Origin of the sequence: Serratia sp. OLAL2 (assembly GCF_002752475.1) — a bacterium.
Taxonomy (GTDB): domain Bacteria; phylum Pseudomonadota; class Gammaproteobacteria; order Enterobacterales; family Enterobacteriaceae; genus Serratia; species Serratia bockelmannii.
On sequence record NZ_MSTL01000016.1, the window covers coordinates 88,655 to 112,399 of the forward strand.

Below are 23,745 nucleotides of genomic sequence, written 5' to 3' on the forward strand. Positions count from 1 at the left end.
AGCGGATGCAACGCATTATCTCTGATACACAGCCATGATAGACTATGCCGCAATTCTCACGGCCAATCAGCGAGTGTTATTTATGAAAGTAGGCATCATCGGCGCAATGGAGCAGGAAGTCACCCTGCTGCGCGATCAAATCGAAAACCGTCAAACCATCCAGCGCGCGGGCTGCGAAATCTACACCGGCCAGATCGGCGGCGTTGACGTGGCCTTGCTGAAATCCGGCATCGGCAAAGTCTCTGCGGCCATGGGCACCACCCTGCTACTGGAACACTGCAGCCCGGATCTGGTGATCAACACCGGTTCCGCCGGCGGCCTGGCCAGCACCCTGCGCGTGGGCGATATCGTGGTGTCGGAAGAAGTGCGCTACCACGACGCCGACGTCACCGCCTTCGGCTACGAGCCGGGCCAGATGGCCGGCTGCCCGGCGGCGTTCGTCGCCGACGACGCGCTGATCGCGCTGGCGGAAAGCTGCATCAAACAGCTGGAGCTGCACGCGGTGCGCGGCCTGATCTGCAGCGGTGACGCCTTCATCAACGGCGCCGAGCCGCTGGCGCGCATCCGCGCCACTTTCCCGCGCGTCGCCGCCGTGGAAATGGAAGCCGCGGCGATCGCCCACGTCTGCCATCTGTTCGGCACGCCGTTCGTGGTGGTGCGCGCCATTTCCGACGTCGCCGACAGCGAGTCGCACATGAGCTTCGACGAGTTCCTGGTGGTAGCGGCCAAGCAGTCTACGCTGATGGTCAATGCCATGCTGCAAACCCTGGCCAAGCGCGGTTGATGTGAGGCTGCGCTTCACCTCGATGCTCTGTCTGTTGGCGCTCTGGCTGGCCCTGCCGGTCGACGCCGCCCAGCGGGTGATTAGCCTGGCGCCCAACGCCACCGAGCTCGCCTATGCCGCCGGCATGGGCGAGGTGCTGGTGGCGGCGAGCGCCTATTCCGATTACCCGCCGCAGGCCGCCAAGCTGGAGCAGGTGGCCTCCTGGCAGGGCATCAACCTGGAGCGGGTGCTGGCGCTCAAGCCGGACCTGATCCTCGCCTGGCGCGGCGGCAATCCGCAGCGCGTGCTGGATCAGCTCGCCGCGTTCGGCATCCCGATCTTCTATGCGGACGCCGACAACCTCGGGGGGATCGCCGGCTTGCTGGATAAGCTGGCGCAATACAGCCCGCACCCGGATCAGGCGCATCAGGCGGCAGACGACCTTCGCCGCCAGTTCGCCGCTCTCAAGCAACAATACGCCGCTAACTCACCACGGCGCGTGCTGCTGCAGTTCGGCACCCAGCCGCTGTTCACCAGCTCCGGCGCCACATTGCAAAGCCAGGTGCTGGCGCTGTGCGGCGGGCAGAACGTCTTCGCCGATAGCCGCACCCCTTGGCCGCAGATCAGCCGCGAGCAGGTGCTGGCGCGTCAACCCCAGGCCATCGTCATCACCGGCGGCGCGAAAGAGGCCGCCAATGTGAAAGCCTTCTGGGCGCCGCAGCTGCAGGTGCCGGTGATCGCGCTGAACGAAGGCTGGTTCAATCGCGGCGGGCCGCGCCTGCTGTTGGCGGCGCAGCAGCTGTGCCGCCAGCTGGCGGAGATCCGCTGATGCTGGTGTTCTGGTTGGATATTCTCGGCACGGCGGTGTTCGCCGTCTCCGGCGTACTGTTAGCCGGCAAGCTGCGCATGGATCCGTTCGGCGTACTGGTATTGGCCGTGGTCACCGCGGTCGGCGGCGGCACCATCCGCGATATGGCGCTGGCCAACGGCCCGGTGTTCTGGGTCAAGGATCCCACCGATCTGGTGGTGGCGATGATCACCTGCGTCTTGACGCTGCTGCTGGTGCGCCAGCCGCGCCGCCTGCCGAAATGGGTGCTGCCGGTGCTCGACGCCGTCGGGCTGGCGGTGTTCGTCGGCATCGGCGTCAACAAGGCTTTCGCGGCCGGCACCGGCCCGCTGGTGGCGATCTGCATGGGAGTGATCACCGGCGTCGGCGGCGGCATTATCCGCGACGTGCTGGCGCGCGAGATCCCGATGATCCTGCGCACCGAAATTTACGCCACCGCCTGCATCATCGGCGGCATCGTGCACGCTACGGCGTTTTACACCTTCCACATGCCGCTGCAACAGGCCATGATGCTGGGCATGATCATCACGCTGGCCATTCGGCTGGCGGCCATCCGCTGGCACCTCAAGCTGCCCGCCTTTATTCTCGAACGCTGAGCCGTCGCCCTGCGGGGCGACGCGTGGCAACGCCGCACCGGGTGATTTATTAGACTAAAAACGGGTCCAGTGGTATTATTTTCGTCCAAAAAATAGCGTAGTGTCGATGTAAAATTCTGTTACCCGCAGGTTAATCCCTTCCCCACACTGTTAAAACTTTTTAACTTTTTGCCGATAAGTCATCACAAGATGGCTTACGGATGACTATTCCCGCAATGATGAAAAAAATTCTGCTTGCCTGCTGTGGCGCCCTGCTGAGTGGCGCCGCGTATGCCGATGCCGTCAGCGGCCAGATCGGCGTTACCCTGACCATTGAACCGCAATGCGCCGTGCGCCTCGAAGCCGCCGTCCCCCAGGCCGAATGCAGCCACGCGACGGCGCAGCCGAAGATCATCCGCAACCCACCGACGCAGCAGAACGGTGCGGAAGTGATCCTCGTGGAATGGTAATGGTAGGCATAAAAAAACCCGCCGGCCTAAGGCGAGCGGGTTGATGTTCTGACGGGCAAACTCAGATGCTGAACGACGAACCGCAACCGCAGGTGGTTTTGGCATTCGGGTTGGTCACCACGAAGCGCGACCCTTCCAGCCCTTCGGTGTAATCCACCGAACCGCCGACCAGATACTGCAGGCTCATCGGATCGACCACCAGCGCCACGCCCTGCTTCTCGATGGTCATGTCGCCATCGTTGACCTTGTCGTCAAAAGTGAAGCCGTACTGGAATCCGCTGCAGCCGCCGCCGGTAATGTAAACCCGCAACTTCAGGTTCGGGTTTTCTTCGTCAGCAATCAGGAACTTAACCTTGTTTGCTGCTGCCTCGGTAAATTGCAGGGGCAGTGCCGTTTGATCACTCATACTCTTTACTCCCAACATTGTTCAGCATCAGATCGCGACTATGGCTGCCTGATTAATATTAACGATTATCCGATACCTGAGTGTTGCGTTCAAGTATTCACCGCATTTGTTGTATTTTCTTTACCTGTTTTCTCCGCCGCTTCCCGTGCCAGCTGCGCCTCCTGCCTTTGCAGGGTGCGAGCCAAGATCGATGAATACAGCGGCTTGCCGCCGAGCAGCTGCGCCACTACCGTGGCGCCGAGGCAGGTGATGATCATCGGTAAAATCAGCTGGTAGTTGTCGGTCATTTCCAGCACCAGCACGATACCGGTCAACGGGGCCCGCACCGTGGCGGCGAACAGCGCCCCCATACCGGCGATGGCGAAGGTGCCCGCTTCGATGCCGTATTGCGGGAACAGATGCGCCCCCGCCAGCCCGAAGGCGGTGCCGAACAGCGTGCCCAGCGCCAGCATCGGCGCAAAGATGCCACCCGGCGCGCCGGAACCGAAGCACAGCAGCGTGGTGAAGATGCGGGTAATGAAGATAAACATCAACATGCCGACGCTGTAATTGCCCGCCGCGGCGATCGGGATCAGCCCAAAGCCGCCGCCCGCCGCCTCTGGCTGAATCAACCCCAGAATGCCACACACGCCGCCGAGCAACCCACCCATCAACAAGATATTGCGCATTCTGCCGCCGTGCAGGCGCGCGAACATGTCTTGGGTGCGGAAGATCAGCGCGTTGAACCCCACGCCCACCGCGCCGAATATCGCCCCCAGCACCAGATAGAGCCACAGGGTGTTGATGGGCGTCGAAGAAAGTTTGTCGACCGCGATCACCGAGCCCTGGCCGTTAAACAGCTGGTACACCACGCTCGACATGATAACGCCGATAAACACCGCTTTAATCGAGATCAGGTTGTAGCGAAACTGCGGCCGCATCTCTTCGATGATAAACAGAATGCCGGCCAGCGGCGCGTTGAACGCGGCGGACAGCCCGGCGGCGGCCCCGGTCGCCAGCAGCGAATGACGCGCCTCGGCGCCGCGAATGCGCAGCACGTCCAATACCATGCGCCCGACGTTGCCGCCCATTTGTACCGTGGGCCCTTCGCGCCCCAGCACCATACCCGCCCCCAGCGTGCCCATGCCGCCGATGAATTTCACCGGTATCACGCGCCACCAGCGCACCGGCCGCAGCTCCTCCAGCGCGCCTTCGATCTCCGGAATGCCCGAGCCGCCCGCCTCAGGCGCAAAGCGCCGCACCAGGTAATAGCCCAGCGCCGCCAGCGCGGCGGACAGGATAAACGCCAGCGGCCACACCAGGATCCAGGAGTCGGCGACCTGCGCCAGCGAAGCCAGCCGCTGCTGCTGCACCCACTCCACCGCTTTATCGAAGGCCACGCCAAGCAAACCAGCCAGCGTCCCCACCAGCGCGGCCATCAACAAGATCGCCACCGGCGTTTTATCGCGGCGGATAAACTGGCGCACTGCATCGCTGCGGCTAAGGCGCGGGCTCAACGTCCCGACGGGCTGTGAGTATGATTCTGTCATCGCGAATAATTCGTCAGGTAATTTGTAATACAAATAGGCAGGGCGATAATTCTACCCCAACCCGGCGGCGGGCGCTGCCGTTAATGGTATCTGACTGTGATCGTTTCATAACGCGGCGCTCTCCTCTAGAATAGCGCGGTCAAATCATTCAAAAGAGAATCCAGGAGCCGATTTATGAGCCTACACAGCAAGTCCGAAAGTCTGTACGCCCAGGCGCAACAGTTGATCCCCGGCGGGGTAAACTCTCCGGTGCGTGCATTCACCGGCGTAGGCGGTGTGCCGCTGTTTATCGAGCGCGCAGACGGGGCTTACCTGTTCGATGCCGACGGCAAGGCCTATATCGACTATGTCGGTTCCTGGGGGCCGATGGTGCTGGGGCATAACCACCCGGCGATCCGCGACGCGGTGATCGAAGCGGCGCAGCGCGGCCTGAGCTTCGGCGCGCCGACCGAGATGGAAGTCAAAATGGCGCAGCTGGTCACCGAGCTGGTGCCGACGATGGATATGGTGCGCATGGTGAACTCGGGCACCGAAGCCACCATGAGCGCCATCCGCCTGGCGCGCGGCTACACCAACCGCGATAAAATCATCAAGTTCGAAGGCTGCTACCACGGCCACGCCGACTGCCTGCTGGTGAAAGCCGGCTCCGGCGCGCTGACCCTCGGCCAGCCGAACTCACCGGGCGTGCCGGCCGACTTCGCCAAACACACTCTGACCTGCACCTATAACGATCTGGATTCGGTGCGCGCCGCCTTCGAACAGTACCCGTCAGAGATCGCCTGTATCATCGTCGAGCCGGTCGCCGGCAACATGAACTGCGTGCCGCCGCTGCCGGAATTCCTGCCGGGCCTGCGCGCCCTGTGCGACAAGTACGGCGCGCTCTTGATCATCGACGAAGTGATGACCGGCTTCCGCGTGGCGCTGGCCGGCGCGCAGTCCTATTACGGCGTTGAGCCGGATCTGACCTGCCTCGGCAAAATCATCGGCGGGGGTATGCCGGTGGGCGCCTTCGGCGGCCGTCGCGATGTGATGGAGGCGCTGGCGCCGACCGGTCCGGTCTACCAGGCGGGCACCCTGTCCGGCAACCCGATCGCCATGGCGGCGGGCTACGCTTGCCTGACCGAAGTGTCGCAGGTTGGCGTGCACCAGACGCTGACCGAACTGACCGAGATGCTGGCCGCAGGCCTGCTGCATGCGGCGCAGGAAGAGAATATCCCGTTGGTGGTCAACAACGTCGGCGGCATGTTCGGCCTGTTCTTCACCGACGCGCCGGCGGTCACCTGCTACCAGGACGTGATGCAGTGCGACGTGGAACGCTTCAAGCGCTTCTTCCACCTGATGTTGGAAGAAGGGGTGTATCTGGCACCGTCCGCCTTCGAAGCGGGCTTCATGTCCGTGGCGCACAGCAAAGAAGACATCCAGCGCACCATCGACGCCGCGCGTCGCTGCTTCGCCAAGCTGTAATCCCGGCCGGATGGCCAAAAAAATGGGCGCCTCGGCGCCCGTTTTGTTTTTCGCTGCGGTTTACAGCAGCGTGCCGTAAATGGTCAACAGCGCCACCACCACCACGATGATCATCGTCACCTTGCGCGCCAGCGTCACCGCCGCGCGCGGCGTTTGCACCGGATCCATATGCGGATCGCGCGCCAGCGAGAACTGCGCCAGCCGCGTCAACACCTGATACGACGACGAATGCCGATCCCCCAGCGAGGCGAACCAGGCCGGCAGCGCCCGCTCGCCGTGGCCAAATAGCGCATAGGCCACCCCGGCCAAACGCACCGGGATCCAGTCCAGCCAGTTCAGCAGGTGATCGATGCCCGACTGCGAACGCTCCAGCGGCGTATTGTGGCGCGCCAGCCAGGTTTGATAGGCGCGCAGGAAGGCATATCCCGCCAGCGCGATCGGCCCGTACGGCCCAAAGACCACGAACCAGAACAGCGGCGCCAGGTAATAGCGGAAGTTGATCCACAGCAGCGCGTTTTGCAGCTCGCGCAGACGCAGCTCTTCACTGCAGTCCACCGGCAAACCGTGGATCAACGCCAGCTCTTCCGCCATCTGATCGCTGGCATGGGTATCCCCCTGCCGCGCCGCTTTCAGGTAGGCGCGGTAGTGTTTGCGCTTGATGCCGGCGCCGACGCACAGCAGATCGATGACGATCCACAGCAGCAGCGTCACCACGCCAAAGAATAACCCGTGCGACAACCACAGAACGCCCCAGACGACAACCATCCAGGCGGCGGTCATCGCCAGCGTCTGCGCCAGCGAAACCCGATGCAGCCGCTGAAATACCACTTCGAGGCGATGATCCAGCTGCCAGTGTTCCCCCAGCTTGAACAGGCGCTCCCAGGCCAAAACCAGCAACAGCGTAAACAGCGTCATTAGCGATTCCTCTCCCTTTTTCTTGTCTCAAGCATAGCGTCGGCAGGCGCGCCGCGTTGTTCCAGAGATGCCAGATAGCGATCCCAATCGAACGCCGGCCCGGGATCGGTTTTGCGGCCGGGGGCGATATCGCAATGCCCGGCGATATGCGCCGCCAACGGCGGATAATGTTCGGCCAGCAGCGCGGTGACCGCCTGCAGCGTGCGGTATTGCGCCTCGGTGTAGGCTAACTGGTCGGTGCCTTCCAGCTCGATGCCGATGGAGAAATCGTTGCACCGTTCGCGCCCCTGATACAGAGAAACGCCCGCGTGCCACGCGCGCTGGTCGAAGGGCACATACTGCACGATCTCCCCATCGCGGCGGATCAGGCAGTGCGCAGACACTCGCAGCTGATGGATCTCGGCGAAATAAGGGTGCTGCGCGGGATCGAGCGTGCCGGTGAACAGCTGGTCGATATAGGGGCCACCGAATTCGCCGGGCGGCAGGCTGATGTTATGGATGACCAGCAGCGAGGGCGGCTCGTCATCCGGGCGACGATCGCAGTGCGGCGAAACCACTCGCGTCACCCCGACAATCCAGCCATTTTCCAACTGCATCAGACACCTCTCTGCGGTGGTACTTATTCCTGCAACAGAGTAGCATGTTCCCCTACGATCTAACCGTCCATTTCGGAGTTTTCCATGCCGACACGCCGCTACAGTGCCGACCGTCGCCGTACCGAGCTTCTTGAACGTATTGAAAGTGATATTCCCTATTCCGTCGCCCAGGCGCTGCGCGAAGACCTGGGAGGTGAAGTTGACGCCGGGCGCGATATTACCGCGCAATTGTTACCGGCGGACAAGCAGGCCGAAGCCACCGTCATTACCCGCGAAGCCGGCGTGTTCTGTGGCCGCCGCTGGCTGAACGAAGTCTTTATTCAGTTGGGCAACCAGGTGCAGGTGGAGTGGCTGGTGGCAGACGGCGACCGTCTGATACCGAACCAACCGCTTTGCCGGCTGCGCGGCCCTGCGCGGGTGCTGTTGACCGGCGAGCGCACCGCGCTGAACTTCGTGCAGATGCTCTCCGGCGTGGCGACCGAGGTCAGCCGCTATGTGGCTCTGCTGGAAGGCACCCAGACTCGCCTGCTCGATACCCGCAAGACCTTGCCCGGCCTGCGCACCGCGTTGAAATATGCCGTACTGTGCGGGGGCGGCAGCAACCACCGGCTGGGGCTGTCCGATGCCTTCCTGATCAAGGAAAACCACATCATCGCCTCCGGCTCGATCAAAAACGCGGTGGAAAAAGCCTTCTGGCTGCACGCCGACGTGCCGGTGGAAGTGGAAGTCGAATCGCTTGATGAACTGCAGCAGGCGCTGGACGCCGGCGCCGACATCATCATGCTGGACAACTTCAGCGTCGAGATGATGCGTCAGGCGGTCGCCCAAACCCAGGGCCGCGCCCAGTTGGAGGTATCCGGCAACGTCACCAGCGAGACGCTGCGCACCTTCGCCGAGACCGGCGTGGATTACATTTCGGTCGGCGCGCTGACCAAACATGTGACCGCGCTCGATCTGTCGATGCGCTTCAAATGATCCCCTCGCCCCCGGCCGCCGCCGGGGGCGTTACCGCAGATTTGCGAAGCCCCTCGCACCGTTTTTCCCTCCGCTGCAAACGGCATCATTACTGATGGAAGCACGCCGAGAAACGCGTAAAACCCGCTCGCCGTTCCCCCGCGCAAACCGCTACCGTTGTTTTCCACACCCTTATGGAGGAAACAACGCATGGAAACGCAACGCGGCTTTAGCCTGATCGAACTGATGGTGGTGATCGCCATCATCGCCATCCTCAGCGCCATCGGCATTCCCGCCTACCAGCGCTACATCCAGAAAGCGGCGATGACCGACATGCTGCAAACCATGGCGCCGTATAAACTGGCGGTCGAACTGTGCGTGCTGGATGAAGGCGCGCCCGCCGGCTGTGACGCTGGCAGCAAAGGCATTCCCACCGGCGGCGCGTCGCGTTACGTCAGCGAGGTGAAAGTCGTTAAAGGCGTCATCACGCTGACTGGCGCCCAAACGCTGCAGGGGCTGGCGGTGGCGTTAACCCCCAAATCGAACGCCGATGGGCTGACCCACTGGACCCGGCTGTGCAGCAGCGAAAACGCGACGCTGGTTGAGGTGTGCCGGGAAGTCTTCCGCTTCGACGACGCAGCGGAGTAGCAGCGATGAACGCGCAAATCAGCGAAGAGGTTCACACCCTGTGTCGGCGCTATCAGGCGCTGGCGCTGAGCGAAGACCCGACCACCCTGACGGTCGCGCTCAGCGAAGAAGCGCCGCAGGGGCTGCTGGCGGCGCTGCGTTTCGCCACCGGCAAACGCATCCATCTGGAACAATGGCCGGCGGCCAGGTTGGAGCTGGCGCTGAATCAGCACCACGAGCCGCTCTCGGCACCGCTGGCGGCCGAAGAGGACACAACCGATATCGCCTACCCCGACGACGGCGATGCGCCGGTGGTACAGTTCATCAACCAGACGCTGCGCCTGGCCATTCAGCGCCGCGCCTCGGACATCCACTTCGAGCCCTTTCGGCAGCATTTTCGCATTCGTCTGCGCATCGACGGCGTGCTGCAAACCCTCGCCTCACCGCCGCCGCAGCTGACCGCGCGCCTCATCGCCCGGCTGAAGATCCTCGGCCAGTTGGATATCGCCGAGCGCCGTCAGCCTCAGGACGGGCAGCTCAGCCTGACGCTGGACAGCGCGCGCTATGCCATGCGTATCGCCACCCTGCCGACGCTGCACGGCGAAAAGGTGGTGCTGCGCGTCCAGCAGGGTGAGCAGCAGGAGCTGCCGCTGGATAAACTGGGCATGAGCCGGGCGGATCTGGCGCGCTACGCGACGGCGCTGGCCTGCCCGCAAGGGTTAATCCTGGTGACCGGCCCGACCGGCAGCGGCAAGACGGTGACGCTGTACAGCGGTCTGCGCCAGTTGAACGATGCGCAAAGCAACCTATGCAGCGTCGAGGATCCGGTCGAGATCCCGCTGTTCGGCATTAATCAGACCCAGATCAACGCCAAAACCGAGCTGAGCTTCGCCCGGGTGCTGCGCGCCCTGCTGCGTCAGGATCCGGACGTCATCATGATCGGCGAGATCCGCGATACGGAAACCGCCGAGATCGCGGTCAAGGCCGCGCAAACTGGCCACCTGGTGCTGTCAACGCTGCATACCAACTCCACTGGCGAAACCCTGACGCGGCTGATGCACATGGGGATCCCCGGCTACCTGCTCGCCGGCTGCCTGAAGCTGATCGTCGCGCAGCGGTTGGTGCGCAGGCTGTGCCGCCACTGCCGCTACCCGCAAAGCCAGCCGACGCATTTTCCCACCGCTATCTGGCCAGAACCGCTGACCGCCTGGCGCGCCGACGGCTGCGAGCATTGCTTCGGCGGCTACTATGGGCGCATCGGCGTGTATGAGCTGTTGGCCATTACGCCGGAAATACAGGCGGCGCTGCTGGCGAACGCTGCTCCTAGCCTGCTGGCGAATATCGCCCGTGAGCAGGGGCAGCTTTCGCTGCTGCAGGCCGGGCTGACTCTGGCCGCCGAAGGCACGACCTCGCTGGAAGAACTGTATCGCGTGATCGACGTCGTCCAGCTCGGCGCAACCACGTCATGAAAGCACGCCGCCTGTTTCTGTGGCAGGCTTTCGACGCTCAGGGCGCCTTACGCCGCGGCGAACTGATGAGCGAAGAAAAACGGCAGGTGAGCCGATTACTGATTGAGCAAGGCATGCAACCGTGCCGAATCGGGCACGGCAAACGCGTTACGCCCGGTCAATGGCGTGGAGAACCCTTAATCCACTTCACCCGCCAGCTCGCCACTCTGCTGCAGGCGGGGTTGCCGCTGGTCGATGCGCTGCAGTTGCTGGCAGCAGAGCATCCTTCGGCAGCCTGGCGCTGCCTGCTGCGCCAGCTGGCCGACCAGGTGCGCGAAGGGCAACCGCTTTCCGAAACCCTCGCCGAACAACCGGGGATTTTTCCCCTAATCTACCGCCAGCTGATCGCCATCGGCGAACTGACCGGTAACCTCGATCGCTGCTGCCTGCAGCTGGCACAACAGCAAGAAGCCCAGCTGCTGCTGCGCCGCAAGGTGACCAAGGCGCTGCGGTATCCCCTCTTCATCTGTGCGGTGGCGCTGCTGGTCAGCGTGCTGATGCTGGTGATGGTGCTGCCAGAATTCGCCAAGGTTTATCAATCGTTCGATGCGCCACTGCCCTGGTTTACCCAAGGGCTATTGAAGTTGTCCGCGCTGCTGATCGCCGTTGGCCCCTATTTGGCGCTGCTGCTCGGCGCATCGCTGTTCGGCTACTGCCGCTGGCTGCATCCGCGCCCGCCGTGGCGCAGACGTGAACAGGCACTCTTGCTTCGCCTGCCGCTGATCGCCCGGCTGGTGAGCGGCGGCGCGCTGAGCCAAACATTTCGCATCCTGACCATGACCCAACGCGCCGGGCTGACGCTGGTGGAAGGCTTGAGCGCGGCGGCGCTGGCGGCTGACCATCTGCTGTACCGACAGGCGCTGGAGCAGGTGCGACGGCAGATCGCCGAAGGAGAAGCCTTTCATCATGCCATGGGCCTGCAACCGCTGTTTCCGCCGCTGTGCCGGCAGTTGGTGCGGGTGGGCGAAGAGTCCGGTTCGCTGGACGCCTTGCTGGATAAATTGGCGCAGTGGTATGAACGGCAGACGCACGAGCTGGCCGATACGCTGGCGCAAACGCTGGAGCCGCTGCTGATGCTGGTGGTGGGCGGGATTGTCGGCGCTTTGGTGATCGCCATGTACCTGCCTATCTTTCAACTGGGCAGCGTGTTGGGATAAAGGGAAGAGGATAGCGGGCGCCGCGGTGTGCTGCGCCCGAATGCAAGGTGCGGCTTATTTGCTGCCGAAGACGCGGTTTTCCTGCTCTGCCACGCGGATAAAGGTGGTGCGCTTGGTCAGCTCTTTCAAACGCTCGGCGCCGACGTAGGTGCAGGCGGAACGCAGACCACCGAGGATATCGCGCACGGTAAACTCCACCTCGCCCCTCAGCGGCAGCTTGACGGTTTTCCCTTCGGCGGCGCGATACTCCGCTACGCCGCCGACATGGCGCTTCATCGCTGACTCGGAGCTCATGCCGTAGAACAGCATGAACTTCTCGCCTTTCTCTTCCACCACGGTGCCTTCGCACTCGTCGTGGCCGGCCAGCATGCCGCCCAGCATCACGAAGTCCGCGCCGCCGCCGAAGGCTTTGGCGACATCGCCCGGCACCGAGCAGCCGCCGTCGCTGACGATTTGGCCGCCCAGCCCGTGGGCCGCATCGGCGCATTCGATTACCGCCGACAGCTGCGGATAGCCCACGCCGGTTTTCACGCGGGTGGTGCATACCGACCCCGGGCCAATGCCGACTTTAACGATGTCGGCGCCGGAGAGGATCAACTCTTCCACCATCTCGCCGGTCACTACGTTGCCGGCGCAGATCACGTGATTCGGGCAGGCTTCGCGCGCTTTCTGCAGGAAGGCGACGAAGTGTTCAGAGTAGCCGTTGGCCACGTCGATACAGATGAATTTCAGCGCCGGAGACAGGGCCAGGATCTGCTGCATTTTGGTGAAGTCGGCTTCGGAAGTGCCGGTGGACACCATCACGTGGCGCAGCACCGATTCCGGCATGCGCTGCACGAAATCAGCCCATTGCTCGACGCTGTAATGTTTGTGTACGGCGGTGAGAACATCGAAAGAAGCCAGGGCCTCGGCCATGCGGAAGGTACCCACTGTGTCCATGTTGGCGGCGATAATCGGCACGCCGGACCAGCTGCAACCTGAATGCTTGAAGGTAAACTGACGTTCCAGTTCAACCTCGGAACGGCTTTTCAGCGTGGAGCGCTTAGGGCGGATCAACACGTCTTTAAAGCCCAACTTCAAATCTTCTTCAATACGCATGACTTATGATTTCCTGGTTAATGGCGACGGATCGCAAGGTGGATGTTCGAACCTCAGCCCGACGGCTTTCCAGTGGCGCAAAAAGACGGCGGCGAGATTAATGCCAGTTCCAGTGACGTTATAATACGCGCTAATAATCGCCGAACAAGACTGCGAATTCGCCTTTATTTACGCTACAATCCGACAAATTTACCTGCATAATCGCAGTGTGATTGCCCGCTCATTTCTGCCGTGCCGCTGCGCTTTTTCTCGCCGTCCAAACGGGGCCGAGGCGCAAGCGCCGCCTGCCGACTTGCACTTCTGCGCGATCGCTTTATGATTCGTCTATTATTTTTTTATGAACATCGGATGCACCTAACACCATGGCCTACATTGTTGCGTTGACCGGGGGCATAGGCAGCGGCAAAACGACCGTTGCGAACGCCTTTGCGCGCCACGGCGCAGCCATTGTCGATGCCGACGTGATCGCCCGTCAGGTCGTTGAGCCGGGCACCCCTGCTCTGGCCGCGATCGCCGAGCGATTTGGTAATGAAATGTTGCTGCCGGACGGCGCGCTCAACCGCGCTGCTCTGCGTCAGCGCATCTTCAGCCACCCCGATGATAAAACCTGGCTGAACCAACTGCTGCACCCGCTGATACACCGCGAGACCCAACGCCAACTGGCGCAGGCTGCCAGCCCGTACGCACTGTGGGTGGTGCCGCTGCTGGTGGAAAACCGCCTGCAGGATCGCGCCGATCGGGTGCTGGTGATCGATGTCGACGCTGAGACCCAGTTGGCTCGCACCATCGCGCGCGACGGCGTCAGCCGCGAGCAAGCGCAGAGCATTCTCGCCGCCCAGGCCACGCGCCAGCAGCGCCTCGCCGTGGCGGATGACATTATTGACAACAGCGGCGCCGCTCAGGGGATAGAGCCACAGGTCGCCGCACTGCATCGTCGCTACCTTGAACTGGCGGCAACAGCGCCCCAACAGGATTAAACTGCATGAGTGATGTTTCCCCAACCGTTCTCTTTGAACACCCGCTTAACGAAAAAATGCGCACCTGGCTGCGCATCGAATTTCTGCTGCAACAGCTACACGGCCAGCGCGCCCTGAGCGAAACCGCCATCGCCCTTACCTTCTTTCGCACCGTCTCCGACCTGCTGGACGTGCTGGAGCGCGGCGAAGTGCGCACCGAACTGCTCAAAGAGCTGGAGCGCCAGCAGCAAAAACTGTTGGCCTGGGCCGATGTGCCGGGCGTGGATATGGCGCTGATCGATCAGCTGCGCGGCCAGTTGAAGTCGCGCTCATCGGAGCTGATGGCGGCGCCGCGCCTCGGCCAGGCGCTGCGTGAAGACCGGCTGATCGGTCTGGTCCGTCAGCGGCTGAACATTCCCGGCGGCTGCTGCAGCTTCGATCTGCCAACCCTGCACATGTGGATGCACGCGCCGCAGCAGGATCGCGATGCCGACGTCGCCGCCTGGCTACAGTCGCTGGATCCGCTGAACCAGGCGCTGATCATGGTGTTGGATCTGATCCGCCAATCCGGGCCATTCCGCAATCAAATCAGCCTGAACGGCTTTTTCCAGGACAACGCCGAAGGGGCGGATCTCCTGCGCCTGCGCCTCCATCTGGCGCCGCAGCTTTATCCGCAGATTTCCGGCCACAAGACGCGTTATGCCATTCGTTTCCTGCCGCTGGACAGTGAAAATGGCGTGGTGCCTGAACGCCTGACGTTCGAACTGGCCTGTTGTTGAACTTGTGAAAGAAAGCCTTCTCAGCACTGACAGAAGGCGTAAGGAACCGTTATGACGACCGTAGTAAAATGCCCAACCTGTGGCACCGGCGTGGTTTGGGGTGAAGTCAGCCCGTTCCGGCCGTTTTGCAGCAAGCGCTGCCAGCTGATTGATCTTGGCGAGTGGGCCGATGAAGAGAAGCGCATTCCGAGCAACAGCGATCTGTCGGAAAGCGAAGACTGGAGCGAACTCGACGACCGCTAGTCGCCGGTTGAAGGCCTGGCGGACGCCAGGCCAATCTTGTTATTGCGCGGCGTTAGCCTGCGCCACCAGCAGTTGAATAATGCCGACGTTGGCTTCCGGGAACTCGTCTTCACGCAGATCGGCCTGTTTTACCCAGCGCATCGGCTGCCCTTCACGGCCAAACGGCTCGCCCGCCCAACGCTCCACCAGATAAAAATTCAGTGTCACGATGCGATCGCTGAAACGATGCTCCACCACCTCCAACAGTTCGGCACGTTCGGCTTCGATACCGGTCTCTTCACGCAACTCGCGGCTCAGGGCCTGTTCCGGCGTCTCACCCGGTTCGATCTTGCCGCCGGGAAACTCCCAAAATCCGGCCATGTGCGTGTCAGCGGCGCGGCGGGTAATAAAGATCTCCCGTTGAGCATTGCGGATGATGCCCACGGCGATATTCAGATGTTTCATCTCACCCTCCTGATGGGTGCCAAAAAACAGGGGCTCAGCAAGCTGAACCCCTGGGTGTTATCGGTTAACCGCAGCCGGCATTACTGCAGGCGGCCGTGGCACTGCTTGTATTTCTTGCCGGAACCGCATGGGCAAGGATCGTTGCGGCCCACTTTGCGCTCGGCGGTCGCCGGCGCGTTCGGATCTTCGGTCACCAGCGCGTTCTCGTCGTGGTGGCTCAGCTGTTGCTGCTGCGCCAGGCGCTCAGCCTCTTCACGGCGCTGCTGTTCCAGCGCTTCCACTTCTTCCGGCATCCGCACCTGTACCTTGCTCAGCACGCTGATCACTTCATATTTCAGCGATTCCAGCATGGTGGCGAACATGTTGAAGGATTCGCGCTTGTACTCCTGCTTCGGATCCTTCTGCGCATAGCCGCGCAGGTGGATGCCCTGACGCAGGTAGTCCATCGCCGCCAGGTGCTCTTTCCACAGGGAATCCAGCGTCTGCAGCATCACGCCCTTCTCGAAGTTGCGCATCATTTCGCTGCCGACCACGTCTTCCTTACGCAGGTACTGCTCTTTGGCGTTCTCCAGAATACGTTCGCGCAGCGTCTCTTCGTGCAGCTCCGGCTCTTTGTCCAGCCACTGGGCAATTGGCATCTCCAGATCGAAGTCGTTCTTCAGGCGCTCTTCCAGCCCCTGAATGTCCCACTCTTCTTCCAGCGACTGCGGCGTGATGTAGTTGTCGATGGTGCTCTTGAACACGTCCTCGCGGATGCTGGCGATGGTTTCGCTCACGTCGGACACGTCCAGCAATTCGTTACGCTGGCTGTAGATAGCGCGGCGCTGATCGTTGGCGACATCGTCGTATTCCAGCAGTTGCTTACGGATATCGAAGTTACGGCTCTCCACCTTGCGCTGAGCGTTGGCAATCGCCTTGGTCACCCACGGGTGCTCAATCGCCTCACCTTCTTTCATACCCAGTTTACGCATCATGCCAGACACGCGATCCGAGGCGAAGATACGCATCAGGGCATCTTCCATCGACAGGTAGAAGCGGGATGAACCGGCGTCGCCCTGACGACCGGAACGGCCGCGCAGCTGGTTATCGATACGGCGCGATTCATGGCGCTCGGTGCCGATGATATGCAGGCCGCCCGCCGCCAGCACCGCATCGTGGCGCACTTTCCAGGCGGCTTTGATGGCTTCAATTTGCTCTTCGGTCGGTTCTTCCAGCAGCGCCACTTCGGCCTGCCAGCTGCCGCCCAGCACGATATCGGTACCACGGCCCGCCATGTTGGTGGCGATGGTCACCGCACCGCTCTGACCCGCCTGGGCGACGATGTCCGCCTCCATGGCGTGGAATTTGGCGTTCAGCACCTTGTGCTCGATACCCGCTTTGGTCAGCTCATGGGAAACCACTTCGGATTTCTCGATTGAGATGGTACCCACCAGCACCGGCTGGCCTTTGGCGGTACGCTCGCGGATGTCTTCAATGATGGCGCCGATCTTCTCTTTCTCGGTCATGTACACCAGATCCGGCATATCCTTACGGATCATCGGACGGTTGGTTGGCACCACGATGGTGTCCAGTTTGTAGATCGAGCTGAATTCGAAGGCTTCGGTATCGGCGGTACCGGTCATCCCGGCCAGCTTCTCGTACAGACGGAAGTAGTTCTGGAAGGTAATCGAAGCCAGCGTCTGGTTCTCGTTCTGGATCTCCACGCCTTCTTTGGCTTCCACCGCCTGGTGCAAACCGTCGGACCAGCGGCGGCCCTGCATGGTACGGCCGGTGTGCTCATCGACGATGATCACTTCGCCGTCTTTCACGATGTAGTCCACGTCGCGGGTAAACAGCACGTGGGCACGCAGCGCGGCGGTAACGTGGTGCATCAGCATGATGTTGGTCGGCGAGTACAGCGATTCGCCTTCATCCATGATGCCAGCTTCCACCAGCATCTCTTCGATCAGGATCAGGCCGCGTTCGGTCAGGTGGACCTGACGCGCCTTCTCATCCACCGAGAAGTGCCCTTCACCCTTGAAGGTGTCGGAGTCTTCTTTTTCCTGGCGGATCAGTTTAGGGATCAGCTTGTTGACCTTGATGTACATCTCGGAGCTGTCTTCTGCCGGGCCGGAGATGATCAGCGGCGTACGCGCTTCATCGATCAGGATGGAGTCCACCTCATCCACCAGCGCATAGTGCAGTTTGCGCTGCACGCGCTCTTCCGGGCTGAACGCCATGTTGTCGCGCAGGTAGTCGAAGCCGTATTCGTTGTTGGTGCCGTAGGTGATGTCGGCGGCGTAAGCTTCACGCTTGGCCGGCGCCGGCATGCCCGGCAGGTTAATACCGATGCTCAGGCCGAGGAACTCGAACAACGGACGGTTGTTTTCGGCGTCACGCTGCGCCAGATAGTCGTTGACGGTCACGACGTGCACGCCGCGGCCGCTCAGGGCGTTCAGATAAGCCGGCAGCGTCGCGGTCAGGGTTTTACCTTCACCGGTGCGCATCTCGGCGATGCAGCGATCGTTCAGCACCATGCCGCCCAGCAGCTGCACGTCGAAGTGACGCATGCCGAACACGCGCTTGCTCGCCTCACGCACCACGGCGAAGGCTTCAGGGATCAGGCTGTCCAACGACTCGCCTTTCTCCAGGCGCGCGCGGAACTCGTTGGTTTTCGCTTTCAGCTCGTCATCGGACAGTTTTTCCATGTCCGGTTCCATGCGGTTGATCTGCTCAACCACTTTGCGCATGCGGCGCAGGGTACGATCGTTACGGCTGCCAAAAACTTTGGTTAATAATTTCACTAACATGATGTTTGATATCTCTGTCATGACGGCCGAGCACGGCAGTCAACTTGCTATTATTTATGGTTTTTGTGCCCGAAGGGCGAAGTCAGACGAGTGCGGCGGGCCCGGCACGAATGCCTTGCACCTGCGCCACCCACAGGCCGGTCTGATGCCGTGCCAGCGTTGGCAACACCTCAAGGTGGGTGTGACGAATGATGGTCGGCGGCTTCGGCTCGTGCGTCAGCAGCGCGTTGAGAGTAGAAAGCAGCGCCAGTTGCGCCACTTGCAAAGGGGGTTCCGCTTCGGCTTCGCTCTCCTGCACCCGCGCATAAACCGCCTGCGGCGCCAGCGCGAAAGAGAGGTGACGAATGACGGTGCGCAGCGCATGTTGCTGCCAATAATCTACGCTGAAGGTAGGACGGCGATGTGCGTCCTGCAGCAGGGCCAGGCTGTTGAAGGTGCCGTTGGCCGAATTTTGCCGGTTAAGGCTGGACGATGTGCTCGGCAGTGCGGCCTGATCGGGGGCGCCGGACAAATTGGAAGGTGCGCCAAGCGTGGCCGCAACCATCCCTAACAGGAGATGGGGCCAGAAATAACGTCTGCCAAATTGTCGCCAACGATTTAGAATACCGATCACGAGTTTATAATCCGCCGGAGCCCATTATGCGCGATAGCCGTCCACAATTATTAGATGTCCTGTTCGACGACGCGTCTGCCGGCAGCAAAGGGACGCTGCAAAACGTCCAGCAACGCGCGGTGGCGCTGCTCAAGCTTAACCGTGCAGTGAAGGGCCTGTTGCCCGCTCCCCTGCATCCCTGGTGCCGCGTCGCGAATTTCCGACAGGGTATTTTAGTGCTCGAAACGGCAAATGCCAGTTGGATGATGCGCTTGCGCTACGAACAACCCGCTTTGCTGTCTGCACTACGAGCGCAAATTCTACCATCATTGTCGTCGATCGACATCAGGATTAATCCGGCCTTGATGGCGAAAGGCAGCAACCAGGTGCAAAACGCCGAAAAAGCGCCTGAAAAACCCGTGCCAATGCGGCATTTGAGTCTGGAAAGTGCGGAGGAACTGAGAGGATTGGCAAGCCGTAGCCCGGAGAAGCTGCGCAAAATATTGGAACGGCTGGCTGCATTGGCCGGAGAGGGTACCAACACAACCAGTCGTGATAAGTAATCAGCGACACGAACTGCAAAACACCTGACAGCCGGCATCACACCATCGCGAGCCTGAATTCTCAGGCTCTCAGGGGATGCGCCTGCCGTTATTCGCAGGCGAGGAATTCAGACCTTACGCCAATACGGTAGACGGTGCCTTGAATGCCAATGGCATTTCGGCTTCGTCCTGGAAGGTCACGTATTCCCACGCTTCCTGCTTGGCCAACACGGCCTGCAGCAGTTTGTTGTTCAGCGCGTGGCCAGACTTGAACGCGGTGAACGCGCCAATGATGTTGTGGCCGCACATGAACAGGTCGCCGATGGCGTCCAGCATTTTGTGACGTACGAATTCGTCTTCGAAACGCAGACCGTCTTCGTTCAGCACGCGGTAGTCGTCTACCACGATGGCGCAATCGAAGCTGCCGCCCAAGGCCAGGCCACGGGACTGCAGGTATTCGATGTCACGCATAAACCCGAAGGTGCGCGCGCGGCTGATTTGACGCACGAACGACTCAGCCGAGAAATCAAGGCGATAGCGCTGAGAGCTGGCGTCGATAGCCGGGTGGTTGAAATCGATGGTGAAGTCCAAGCGGAACCCGTTATGCGGGGACAGCTCGGCCCATTTGTCGCCGTCTTCAACACGCACAGTCTCTTTCAGACGCAGGAATTTCTTCGCCGAGTTCAGTTCTTCGATGCCGGCATCCAGCAGCAAGAACACGAACGGACTGGCGCTGCCGTCCATGATTGGGATTTCAGCGGCGTCGACTTCAATGACGATGTTGTCGATGCCCAGCCCAGCCAGCGCGGCGTTGAGGTGCTCAACGGTCGAAATACGCACGTCATGCTCATTCACCAGGCAAGTACAGAGCATGGTATCACGCACGGATTTTGCATCAGCCGGAAAATCAACCGGTGGATTCAAGTCAGTGCGACGATAGATGACCCCGGTATTAGCCGGCGCTGGGCGCATTGTCAGCGTGACTTTCTTGCCGGTATGCAAACCGACGCCAGTCGCCTGAACAATACGTTTTAATGTCCTTTGTTTGATCATCGTTTTATCTCGCAATGTTATCCATCCTACCAGCCAAGCATACAGCATGGCTGGCGGGATAGTTTAGCACAAAGAGCGGAGATTCCAAATTCTCAGGATATTCTTAGTCTGCCTGCTTACGCAGGAAGGCTGGAATATCAAGATAGTCGGGCTCTTTATTCGGCTGCGCAGCTTGGTCGTTGACCACCTTCGCGGCAGGTTTCACTTCCTGCGGCAGAGGCGACATGCCGTGCTGCTGATAACGGTGATCCATCACCGGCTGGCTGGCCTGCTTATTGGTCACCAGGGTGATTTCAGGACGCTTGTCCATACCGATACCGGTTGCAACCACGGTTACGCGCAGTTCGTCGTTCATTTCTGGATCCAGCGAGGTACCGATAACCACGGTAGCGTTGTCGGAAGCGAACGCGCGGATGGTGTTACCCACGGTTTCGAACTCATCCAGACGCAGGTCGAAGCCAGCGGTAATGTTGACCAACACGCCGCGCGCGCCGGACAGGTCGATGTCTTCCAGCAGTGGGCTGGAGATCGCCATTTCGGCCGCTTCTTCGGCGCGGTCTTCACCGCAAGCCACGCCGGAACCCATCATCGCGTAGCCCATTTCGGACATCACGGTGCGCACGTCGGCGAAGTCGACGTTCATCAGGCCCGGACGGGTGATCAGCTCGGCGATACCCTGCACGGCGCCTTTCAGCACGTCGTTGGCCGCGCCGAACGCGTCCAGCAGGGAAATGCCGCGACCCAGAACTTTCAACAGCTTGTCGTTCGGGATAGTGATCAGCGAGTCCACGTGTTTGGACAGCTCAGCGATACCCTGCTCCGCGAATGCCATGCGCTTCTTGCCTTCGAAGTTGAAAGGCTTGGTCACCACGGCCACGGTCAGAATACCCAAATCTTTAGCCACTTCAGCCACCACTGGCGCTGCACCGGTACCGGTACCGCCGCCCATGCCGGCTGCGATGAAGACCATGTCTGCGCCGTCCAGCGCTGCGCGCAGGGCTTCGCGGTCTTCTTCCGCTGAATTGCGACCCACTTCAGGGTTCGCGCCCGCACCCAGACCTTTGGTAATACCGCTACCAATCTGGATGGTTTGGCCAACCGCCGTTTTACGGAGCGCCTGGGCGTCCGTGTTCACAGCGAAGAATTCAACACCTTCGATGCGCTCGCGCACCATGTGTTCAACGGCGTTGCCACCGCCGCCGCCGACGCCGATGACTTTAATCACCGCGTCATTGGTTAGTTCCATTGGTTCAAACATAGTTTCTCTCCGTTTTGTGCCTGTCGCTGCGAGATCATAAAAAGATTACTCAGCATGATCTCTTTGTTGAAACATTAAAACTCTTTTCTCAGCCAGCTATTGATGCGTTTAAACCAATTGCCCACCGAGGCGCGTTTTTCTACTTCTGTCTCACCGCTCAGGTGAGACTCTTTTCCATAGTGCAGCAGACCTACCGCCGTCGAGTAGTAAGGCTCCTGCGCATAATCCGTCAGACCCGTGATGTTCAAGGGTTGGCCGATGCGTACCTGGGTATGGAACACCCGTTGCGCACAGGCTGCCAGGCCATCAATCTGGGCGGCGCCACCGGTCAGCACGATACCGGCCGCCAGATGATGCTTCACCCCTTGCTGACGCAGTTGCTCCTGCAATTGCAAAATTTCATCGTTAACCAGATTCAACAGTTCGGTGTAGCGTGGCTCAATGACTTCAGCCAGCGTCTGTCTTTGCAGACTGCGCGGAGGACGTCCCCCGACGCTAGGCACCTCTACATTCTCATCCTTGCTAACAATCGACCCAAGCGCACAGCCATGTCGAACTTTAATCGCTTCCGCGTCGGTCGGCGGCGTGCCGAAGGCGTAAGCGATATCGCTGGTGACCACGTTCCCGGCGTAAGGGATCACTTTGGTGTGGCGCAGCGCACCGCCGGTGTACACCGCCATATCCATGGTGCCGCCGCCGATATCCACCACGCAAACGCCGAGTTCGCGTTCATCTTCGGTCAGCACCGCGTAGCTCGCGGCCAGACCGGCGAAAATAAGTTGGTCAACTTTCAAGCCGCAACGTTCCACGGCCTTGACGATGTTCTTCGCCATATCGTTATGGCAGGTAATCAGATGCACCTTGGCCTGCATGCGCACGCCGGACAGCCCAACCGGGTTTTTGATGCCTTCCTGATAATCGATGGCGTATTCCTGAGGAATCACGTGCAGAATGCGGTGTTCGTCGCGCACGCGCACCGATTTGGCGGTGTGCACCACGTTCTCCACGTCGTCCTGCGTCACTTCCTCTTCCGAGATCGGCACCATGCCGATTTCGTTCTGGCAGCTGATGTGCTTGCCCGACAGCGCCAGATACACCGACGAGATCTGGCAGTCCGCCATCAGCTCGGCCTGATCGATGGCGCGTTGTACGCACTTCACCACCGACTCCAGGTCGTTTACGCCACCCTTATCCATGCCGCGAGACGGGCAGCTGCCCACCCCGATAATGTTGACCATGCCATCGGGCAGAACTTCCCCTACCAACGCGGAGACTTTTGCAGTACCGATCTCCAGTCCAACTACCAGTTTTCTGTCCGTCGACTTGATCATTGTTGTTTTGCCTGTGCCTGATTCTGTTGCTGATTACTGTTTTGCTGACCGCCAAGCGCCTGCGGATCGACCAACACCGGAGCCCACCCTACCGAAGCGCCGGACTCGTAGCGCAGATCGACATAGCTGACACGCTTGCTCTCCGCCTGGCCCTGCTGCTGCAATACCGGGTAAAGCTCGATAAACCGCTGCAAACGCCCATTGCGGTCATCGCGCCCCAGCTCAAGCCGGACATCGTTGTCCAGCGCCAGCTGCCAGGAATGGCGCGCGGTCATCGCCGCCATTTTCAGCGTATATTTGCTGGCCGCCAACGTGGCGCTCATCGCCCGATAGCCCTCCAGCACATCCTGCTCGCTCCCTTCCGGCCCGTAGAGCAGCGGCAACTTCTGCTTACCCGCCCGCTCCGCCGGCACGCTGAACGCTTTGCCCTCGGCGTCCACCATGTGCAAATCGTTCCAGCGCGCCACCGGGACGTACTCCACCAGATGGATCTTCAGCTCATCCGGCCATTGTTTGCGCACGCTGGCCTGCTTGATCCACGGCAGACGTTCGATCTGCTGCTGGATGACGTCCACATCCTGCGTCATAAAGGTGCCGGGGGCGCCCAGCGCCAGGATCGCCTGACGAATATCATCGTTGGTGGTGTAGTGGCGTTCGCCGGTCACCACCAGCCTTGAGAGCGGCAGGCGGCTGGCGTCTTTCATCCAGCCAAGCACCGCCCAACCGCTCCACACGACCGTTCCCAACACCATCAGCAGGAAAATCATTCCCGCCAACTGGGTTCCATTGCTGCGGCGCGGGCCGTTATCCACCTCGCGATCGCGCGCATTCAGGGCAGCTTGCGACATA

Annotated in this window: 25 protein-coding genes; 13 read left to right on the top strand and 12 right to left on the bottom strand. The window is 60.9% G+C overall.

The features are described 5' to 3' along the window. Positions 1 to 82: 82 nt before the first annotated feature. From mtnN to BVU99_RS09300, 4 genes are all read left to right on the top strand, one after another. Positions 83 to 784, top strand: a complete 702-nt coding sequence (gene mtnN, locus BVU99_RS09285) for a 5'-methylthioadenosine/S-adenosylhomocysteine nucleosidase (protein WP_025301592.1) — start codon at positions 83 to 85, stop codon at positions 782 to 784. Positions 785 to 806: 22 nt separating this feature from the next. Next, the gene (btuF, locus tag BVU99_RS09290) at positions 807 to 1,592 is read left to right on the top strand and encodes a vitamin B12 ABC transporter substrate-binding protein BtuF (protein WP_099816622.1); all 786 of its coding nucleotides are present in this window, start codon (positions 807 to 809) and stop codon (positions 1,590 to 1,592) included. Beyond that, positions 1,592 to 2,206 carry a TRIC cation channel family protein gene (locus BVU99_RS09295; protein ID WP_099816577.1) on the top strand — a complete coding sequence of 205 codons (615 nt, stop codon included), beginning with the start codon at positions 1,592 to 1,594 and terminating at the stop codon, positions 2,204 to 2,206. Before btuF ends, BVU99_RS09295 begins: the two co-directional genes overlap by 1 nt. A 200-nt stretch (positions 2,207 to 2,406) precedes the next feature. Continuing rightward, entirely contained in the window at positions 2,407 to 2,655 is a 249-nt protein-coding gene (locus BVU99_RS09300) for a hypothetical protein (protein WP_065424607.1), read from the top strand. 61 nt (positions 2,656 to 2,716) lie between these two features. On the opposite strand, the gene erpA is transcribed toward BVU99_RS09300, so the two are convergent. Further along, positions 2,717 to 3,061: an iron-sulfur cluster insertion protein ErpA gene (gene erpA, locus BVU99_RS09305; RefSeq protein WP_004932708.1), complete on the bottom strand. Its 345-nt coding sequence runs from the start codon at positions 3,059 to 3,061 to the stop codon at positions 2,717 to 2,719. 89 nt (positions 3,062 to 3,150) lie between these two features. Further along, entirely contained in the window at positions 3,151 to 4,590 is a 1,440-nt protein-coding gene (gene clcA, locus BVU99_RS09310; protein WP_099816578.1) for a H(+)/Cl(-) exchange transporter ClcA, read from the bottom strand. A 174-nt stretch (positions 4,591 to 4,764) separates the two neighbouring features. Here clcA and hemL point away from each other — a divergent pair, with 174 nt between their 5' ends. Next, positions 4,765 to 6,054, top strand: a complete 1,290-nt coding sequence (gene hemL / locus BVU99_RS09315; protein WP_025301587.1) for a glutamate-1-semialdehyde 2,1-aminomutase — start codon at positions 4,765 to 4,767, stop codon at positions 6,052 to 6,054. 60 nt (positions 6,055 to 6,114) lie between these two features. Here the strand turns inward: hemL and ampE are convergent, their stop codons facing one another. Then, positions 6,115 to 6,969, bottom strand: coding sequence for a beta-lactamase regulator AmpE (gene ampE, locus BVU99_RS09320; RefSeq protein WP_025301586.1), 855 nt, complete (start codon positions 6,967 to 6,969; stop codon positions 6,115 to 6,117). Continuing rightward, positions 6,969 to 7,565, bottom strand: a complete 597-nt coding sequence (gene ampD / locus BVU99_RS09325; protein WP_025301585.1) for a 1,6-anhydro-N-acetylmuramyl-L-alanine amidase AmpD — start codon at positions 7,563 to 7,565, stop codon at positions 6,969 to 6,971. Before ampD ends, ampE begins: the two co-directional genes overlap by 1 nt. A gap of 84 nt (positions 7,566 to 7,649) precedes the next feature. Here ampD and nadC point away from each other — a divergent pair, with 84 nt between their 5' ends. The 4 genes from nadC (at position 7,650) to hofC (ending at position 11,811) form a co-directional block, all read left to right on the top strand. Continuing rightward, a complete protein-coding gene (nadC, locus tag BVU99_RS09330; RefSeq protein ID WP_025301584.1) occupies positions 7,650 to 8,540 on the top strand; it encodes a carboxylating nicotinate-nucleotide diphosphorylase in 891 nt (296 codons plus the stop codon). Positions 8,541 to 8,729: 189 nt separating this feature from the next. Beyond that, a complete protein-coding gene (gene ppdD / locus BVU99_RS09335; protein ID WP_099816579.1) occupies positions 8,730 to 9,167 on the top strand; it encodes a prepilin peptidase-dependent pilin in 438 nt (145 codons plus the stop codon). Between the two features lie 5 nt (positions 9,168 to 9,172). Then, the gene (gene gspE, locus BVU99_RS09340; RefSeq protein WP_025301582.1) at positions 9,173 to 10,615 is read left to right on the top strand and encodes a type II secretion system protein GspE; all 1,443 of its coding nucleotides are present in this window, start codon (positions 9,173 to 9,175) and stop codon (positions 10,613 to 10,615) included. Then, positions 10,612 to 11,811 (top strand): protein transport protein HofC, encoded by a 1,200-nt coding sequence (gene hofC, locus BVU99_RS09345; RefSeq protein WP_043135909.1) that lies wholly within the window; start codon positions 10,612 to 10,614, stop codon positions 11,809 to 11,811. The genes gspE and hofC overlap by 4 nt, the downstream gene beginning before the upstream one ends. 54 nt (positions 11,812 to 11,865) lie before the next feature. Here hofC and BVU99_RS09350 read toward each other — a convergent pair whose 3' ends face one another. Beyond that, entirely contained in the window at positions 11,866 to 12,909 is a 1,044-nt protein-coding gene (locus BVU99_RS09350; RefSeq protein WP_043135912.1) for a GMP reductase, read from the bottom strand. A 362-nt stretch (positions 12,910 to 13,271) separates the two neighbouring features. On the opposite strand from BVU99_RS09350, the gene coaE reads away from it, so the two are divergent. The 3 genes from coaE to yacG are packed head-to-tail and all read left to right on the top strand — an operon-like array spanning position 13,272 to position 14,887. Next, positions 13,272 to 13,886, top strand: a complete 615-nt coding sequence (gene coaE, locus BVU99_RS09355; RefSeq protein WP_043135914.1) for a dephospho-CoA kinase — start codon at positions 13,272 to 13,274, stop codon at positions 13,884 to 13,886. A 5-nt stretch (positions 13,887 to 13,891) separates the two neighbouring features. Continuing rightward, the gene (zapD, locus tag BVU99_RS09360) at positions 13,892 to 14,644 is read left to right on the top strand and encodes a cell division protein ZapD (protein WP_099816580.1); all 753 of its coding nucleotides are present in this window, start codon (positions 13,892 to 13,894) and stop codon (positions 14,642 to 14,644) included. A gap of 51 nt (positions 14,645 to 14,695) precedes the next feature. Then, positions 14,696 to 14,887, top strand: coding sequence for a DNA gyrase inhibitor YacG (yacG, locus tag BVU99_RS09365; RefSeq protein WP_025301578.1), 192 nt, complete (start codon positions 14,696 to 14,698; stop codon positions 14,885 to 14,887). A 39-nt stretch (positions 14,888 to 14,926) separates the two neighbouring features. Here the strand turns inward: yacG and mutT are convergent, their stop codons facing one another. The 3 genes from mutT to secM all read right to left on the bottom strand — a co-directional run bounded on the left by mutT (position 14,927) and on the right by secM (position 18,733). Next, complete coding sequence (mutT, locus tag BVU99_RS09370; protein ID WP_025301577.1) at positions 14,927 to 15,331, bottom strand: 8-oxo-dGTP diphosphatase MutT; 405 nt, start codon at positions 15,329 to 15,331, stop codon at positions 14,927 to 14,929. 80 nt (positions 15,332 to 15,411) lie between these two features. Continuing rightward, positions 15,412 to 18,120, bottom strand: coding sequence for a preprotein translocase subunit SecA (gene secA, locus BVU99_RS09375; protein WP_025301576.1), 2,709 nt, complete (start codon positions 18,118 to 18,120; stop codon positions 15,412 to 15,414). A gap of 82 nt (positions 18,121 to 18,202) precedes the next feature. Continuing rightward, positions 18,203 to 18,733: a secA translation cis-regulator SecM gene (gene secM / locus BVU99_RS09380; protein WP_049204789.1), complete on the bottom strand. Its 531-nt coding sequence runs from the start codon at positions 18,731 to 18,733 to the stop codon at positions 18,203 to 18,205. 26 nt (positions 18,734 to 18,759) lie between these two features. Between secM and BVU99_RS09385 the strand changes: the two genes are divergently transcribed. Beyond that, complete coding sequence (locus BVU99_RS09385; protein ID WP_025301574.1) at positions 18,760 to 19,275, top strand: DUF721 domain-containing protein; 516 nt, start codon at positions 18,760 to 18,762, stop codon at positions 19,273 to 19,275. 114 nt (positions 19,276 to 19,389) lie between these two features. Here BVU99_RS09385 and lpxC read toward each other — a convergent pair whose 3' ends face one another. The 4 genes from lpxC to ftsQ form a co-directional block, all read right to left on the bottom strand. Beyond that, complete coding sequence (gene lpxC / locus BVU99_RS09390; RefSeq protein ID WP_004932754.1) at positions 19,390 to 20,307, bottom strand: UDP-3-O-acyl-N-acetylglucosamine deacetylase; 918 nt, start codon at positions 20,305 to 20,307, stop codon at positions 19,390 to 19,392. 103 nt (positions 20,308 to 20,410) lie between these two features. Next, a complete protein-coding gene (gene ftsZ, locus BVU99_RS09395) occupies positions 20,411 to 21,565 on the bottom strand; it encodes a cell division protein FtsZ (RefSeq protein ID WP_004932757.1) in 1,155 nt (384 codons plus the stop codon). A 74-nt stretch (positions 21,566 to 21,639) separates the two neighbouring features. Then, the gene (ftsA, locus tag BVU99_RS09400; RefSeq protein WP_004932758.1) at positions 21,640 to 22,896 is read right to left on the bottom strand and encodes a cell division protein FtsA; all 1,257 of its coding nucleotides are present in this window, start codon (positions 22,894 to 22,896) and stop codon (positions 21,640 to 21,642) included. Then, the gene (gene ftsQ / locus BVU99_RS09405) at positions 22,893 to 23,744 is read right to left on the bottom strand and encodes a cell division protein FtsQ (protein ID WP_004932761.1); all 852 of its coding nucleotides are present in this window, start codon (positions 23,742 to 23,744) and stop codon (positions 22,893 to 22,895) included. Before ftsQ ends, ftsA begins: the two co-directional genes overlap by 4 nt. Between the last annotated feature and the right edge of the window lies 1 nt (position 23,745).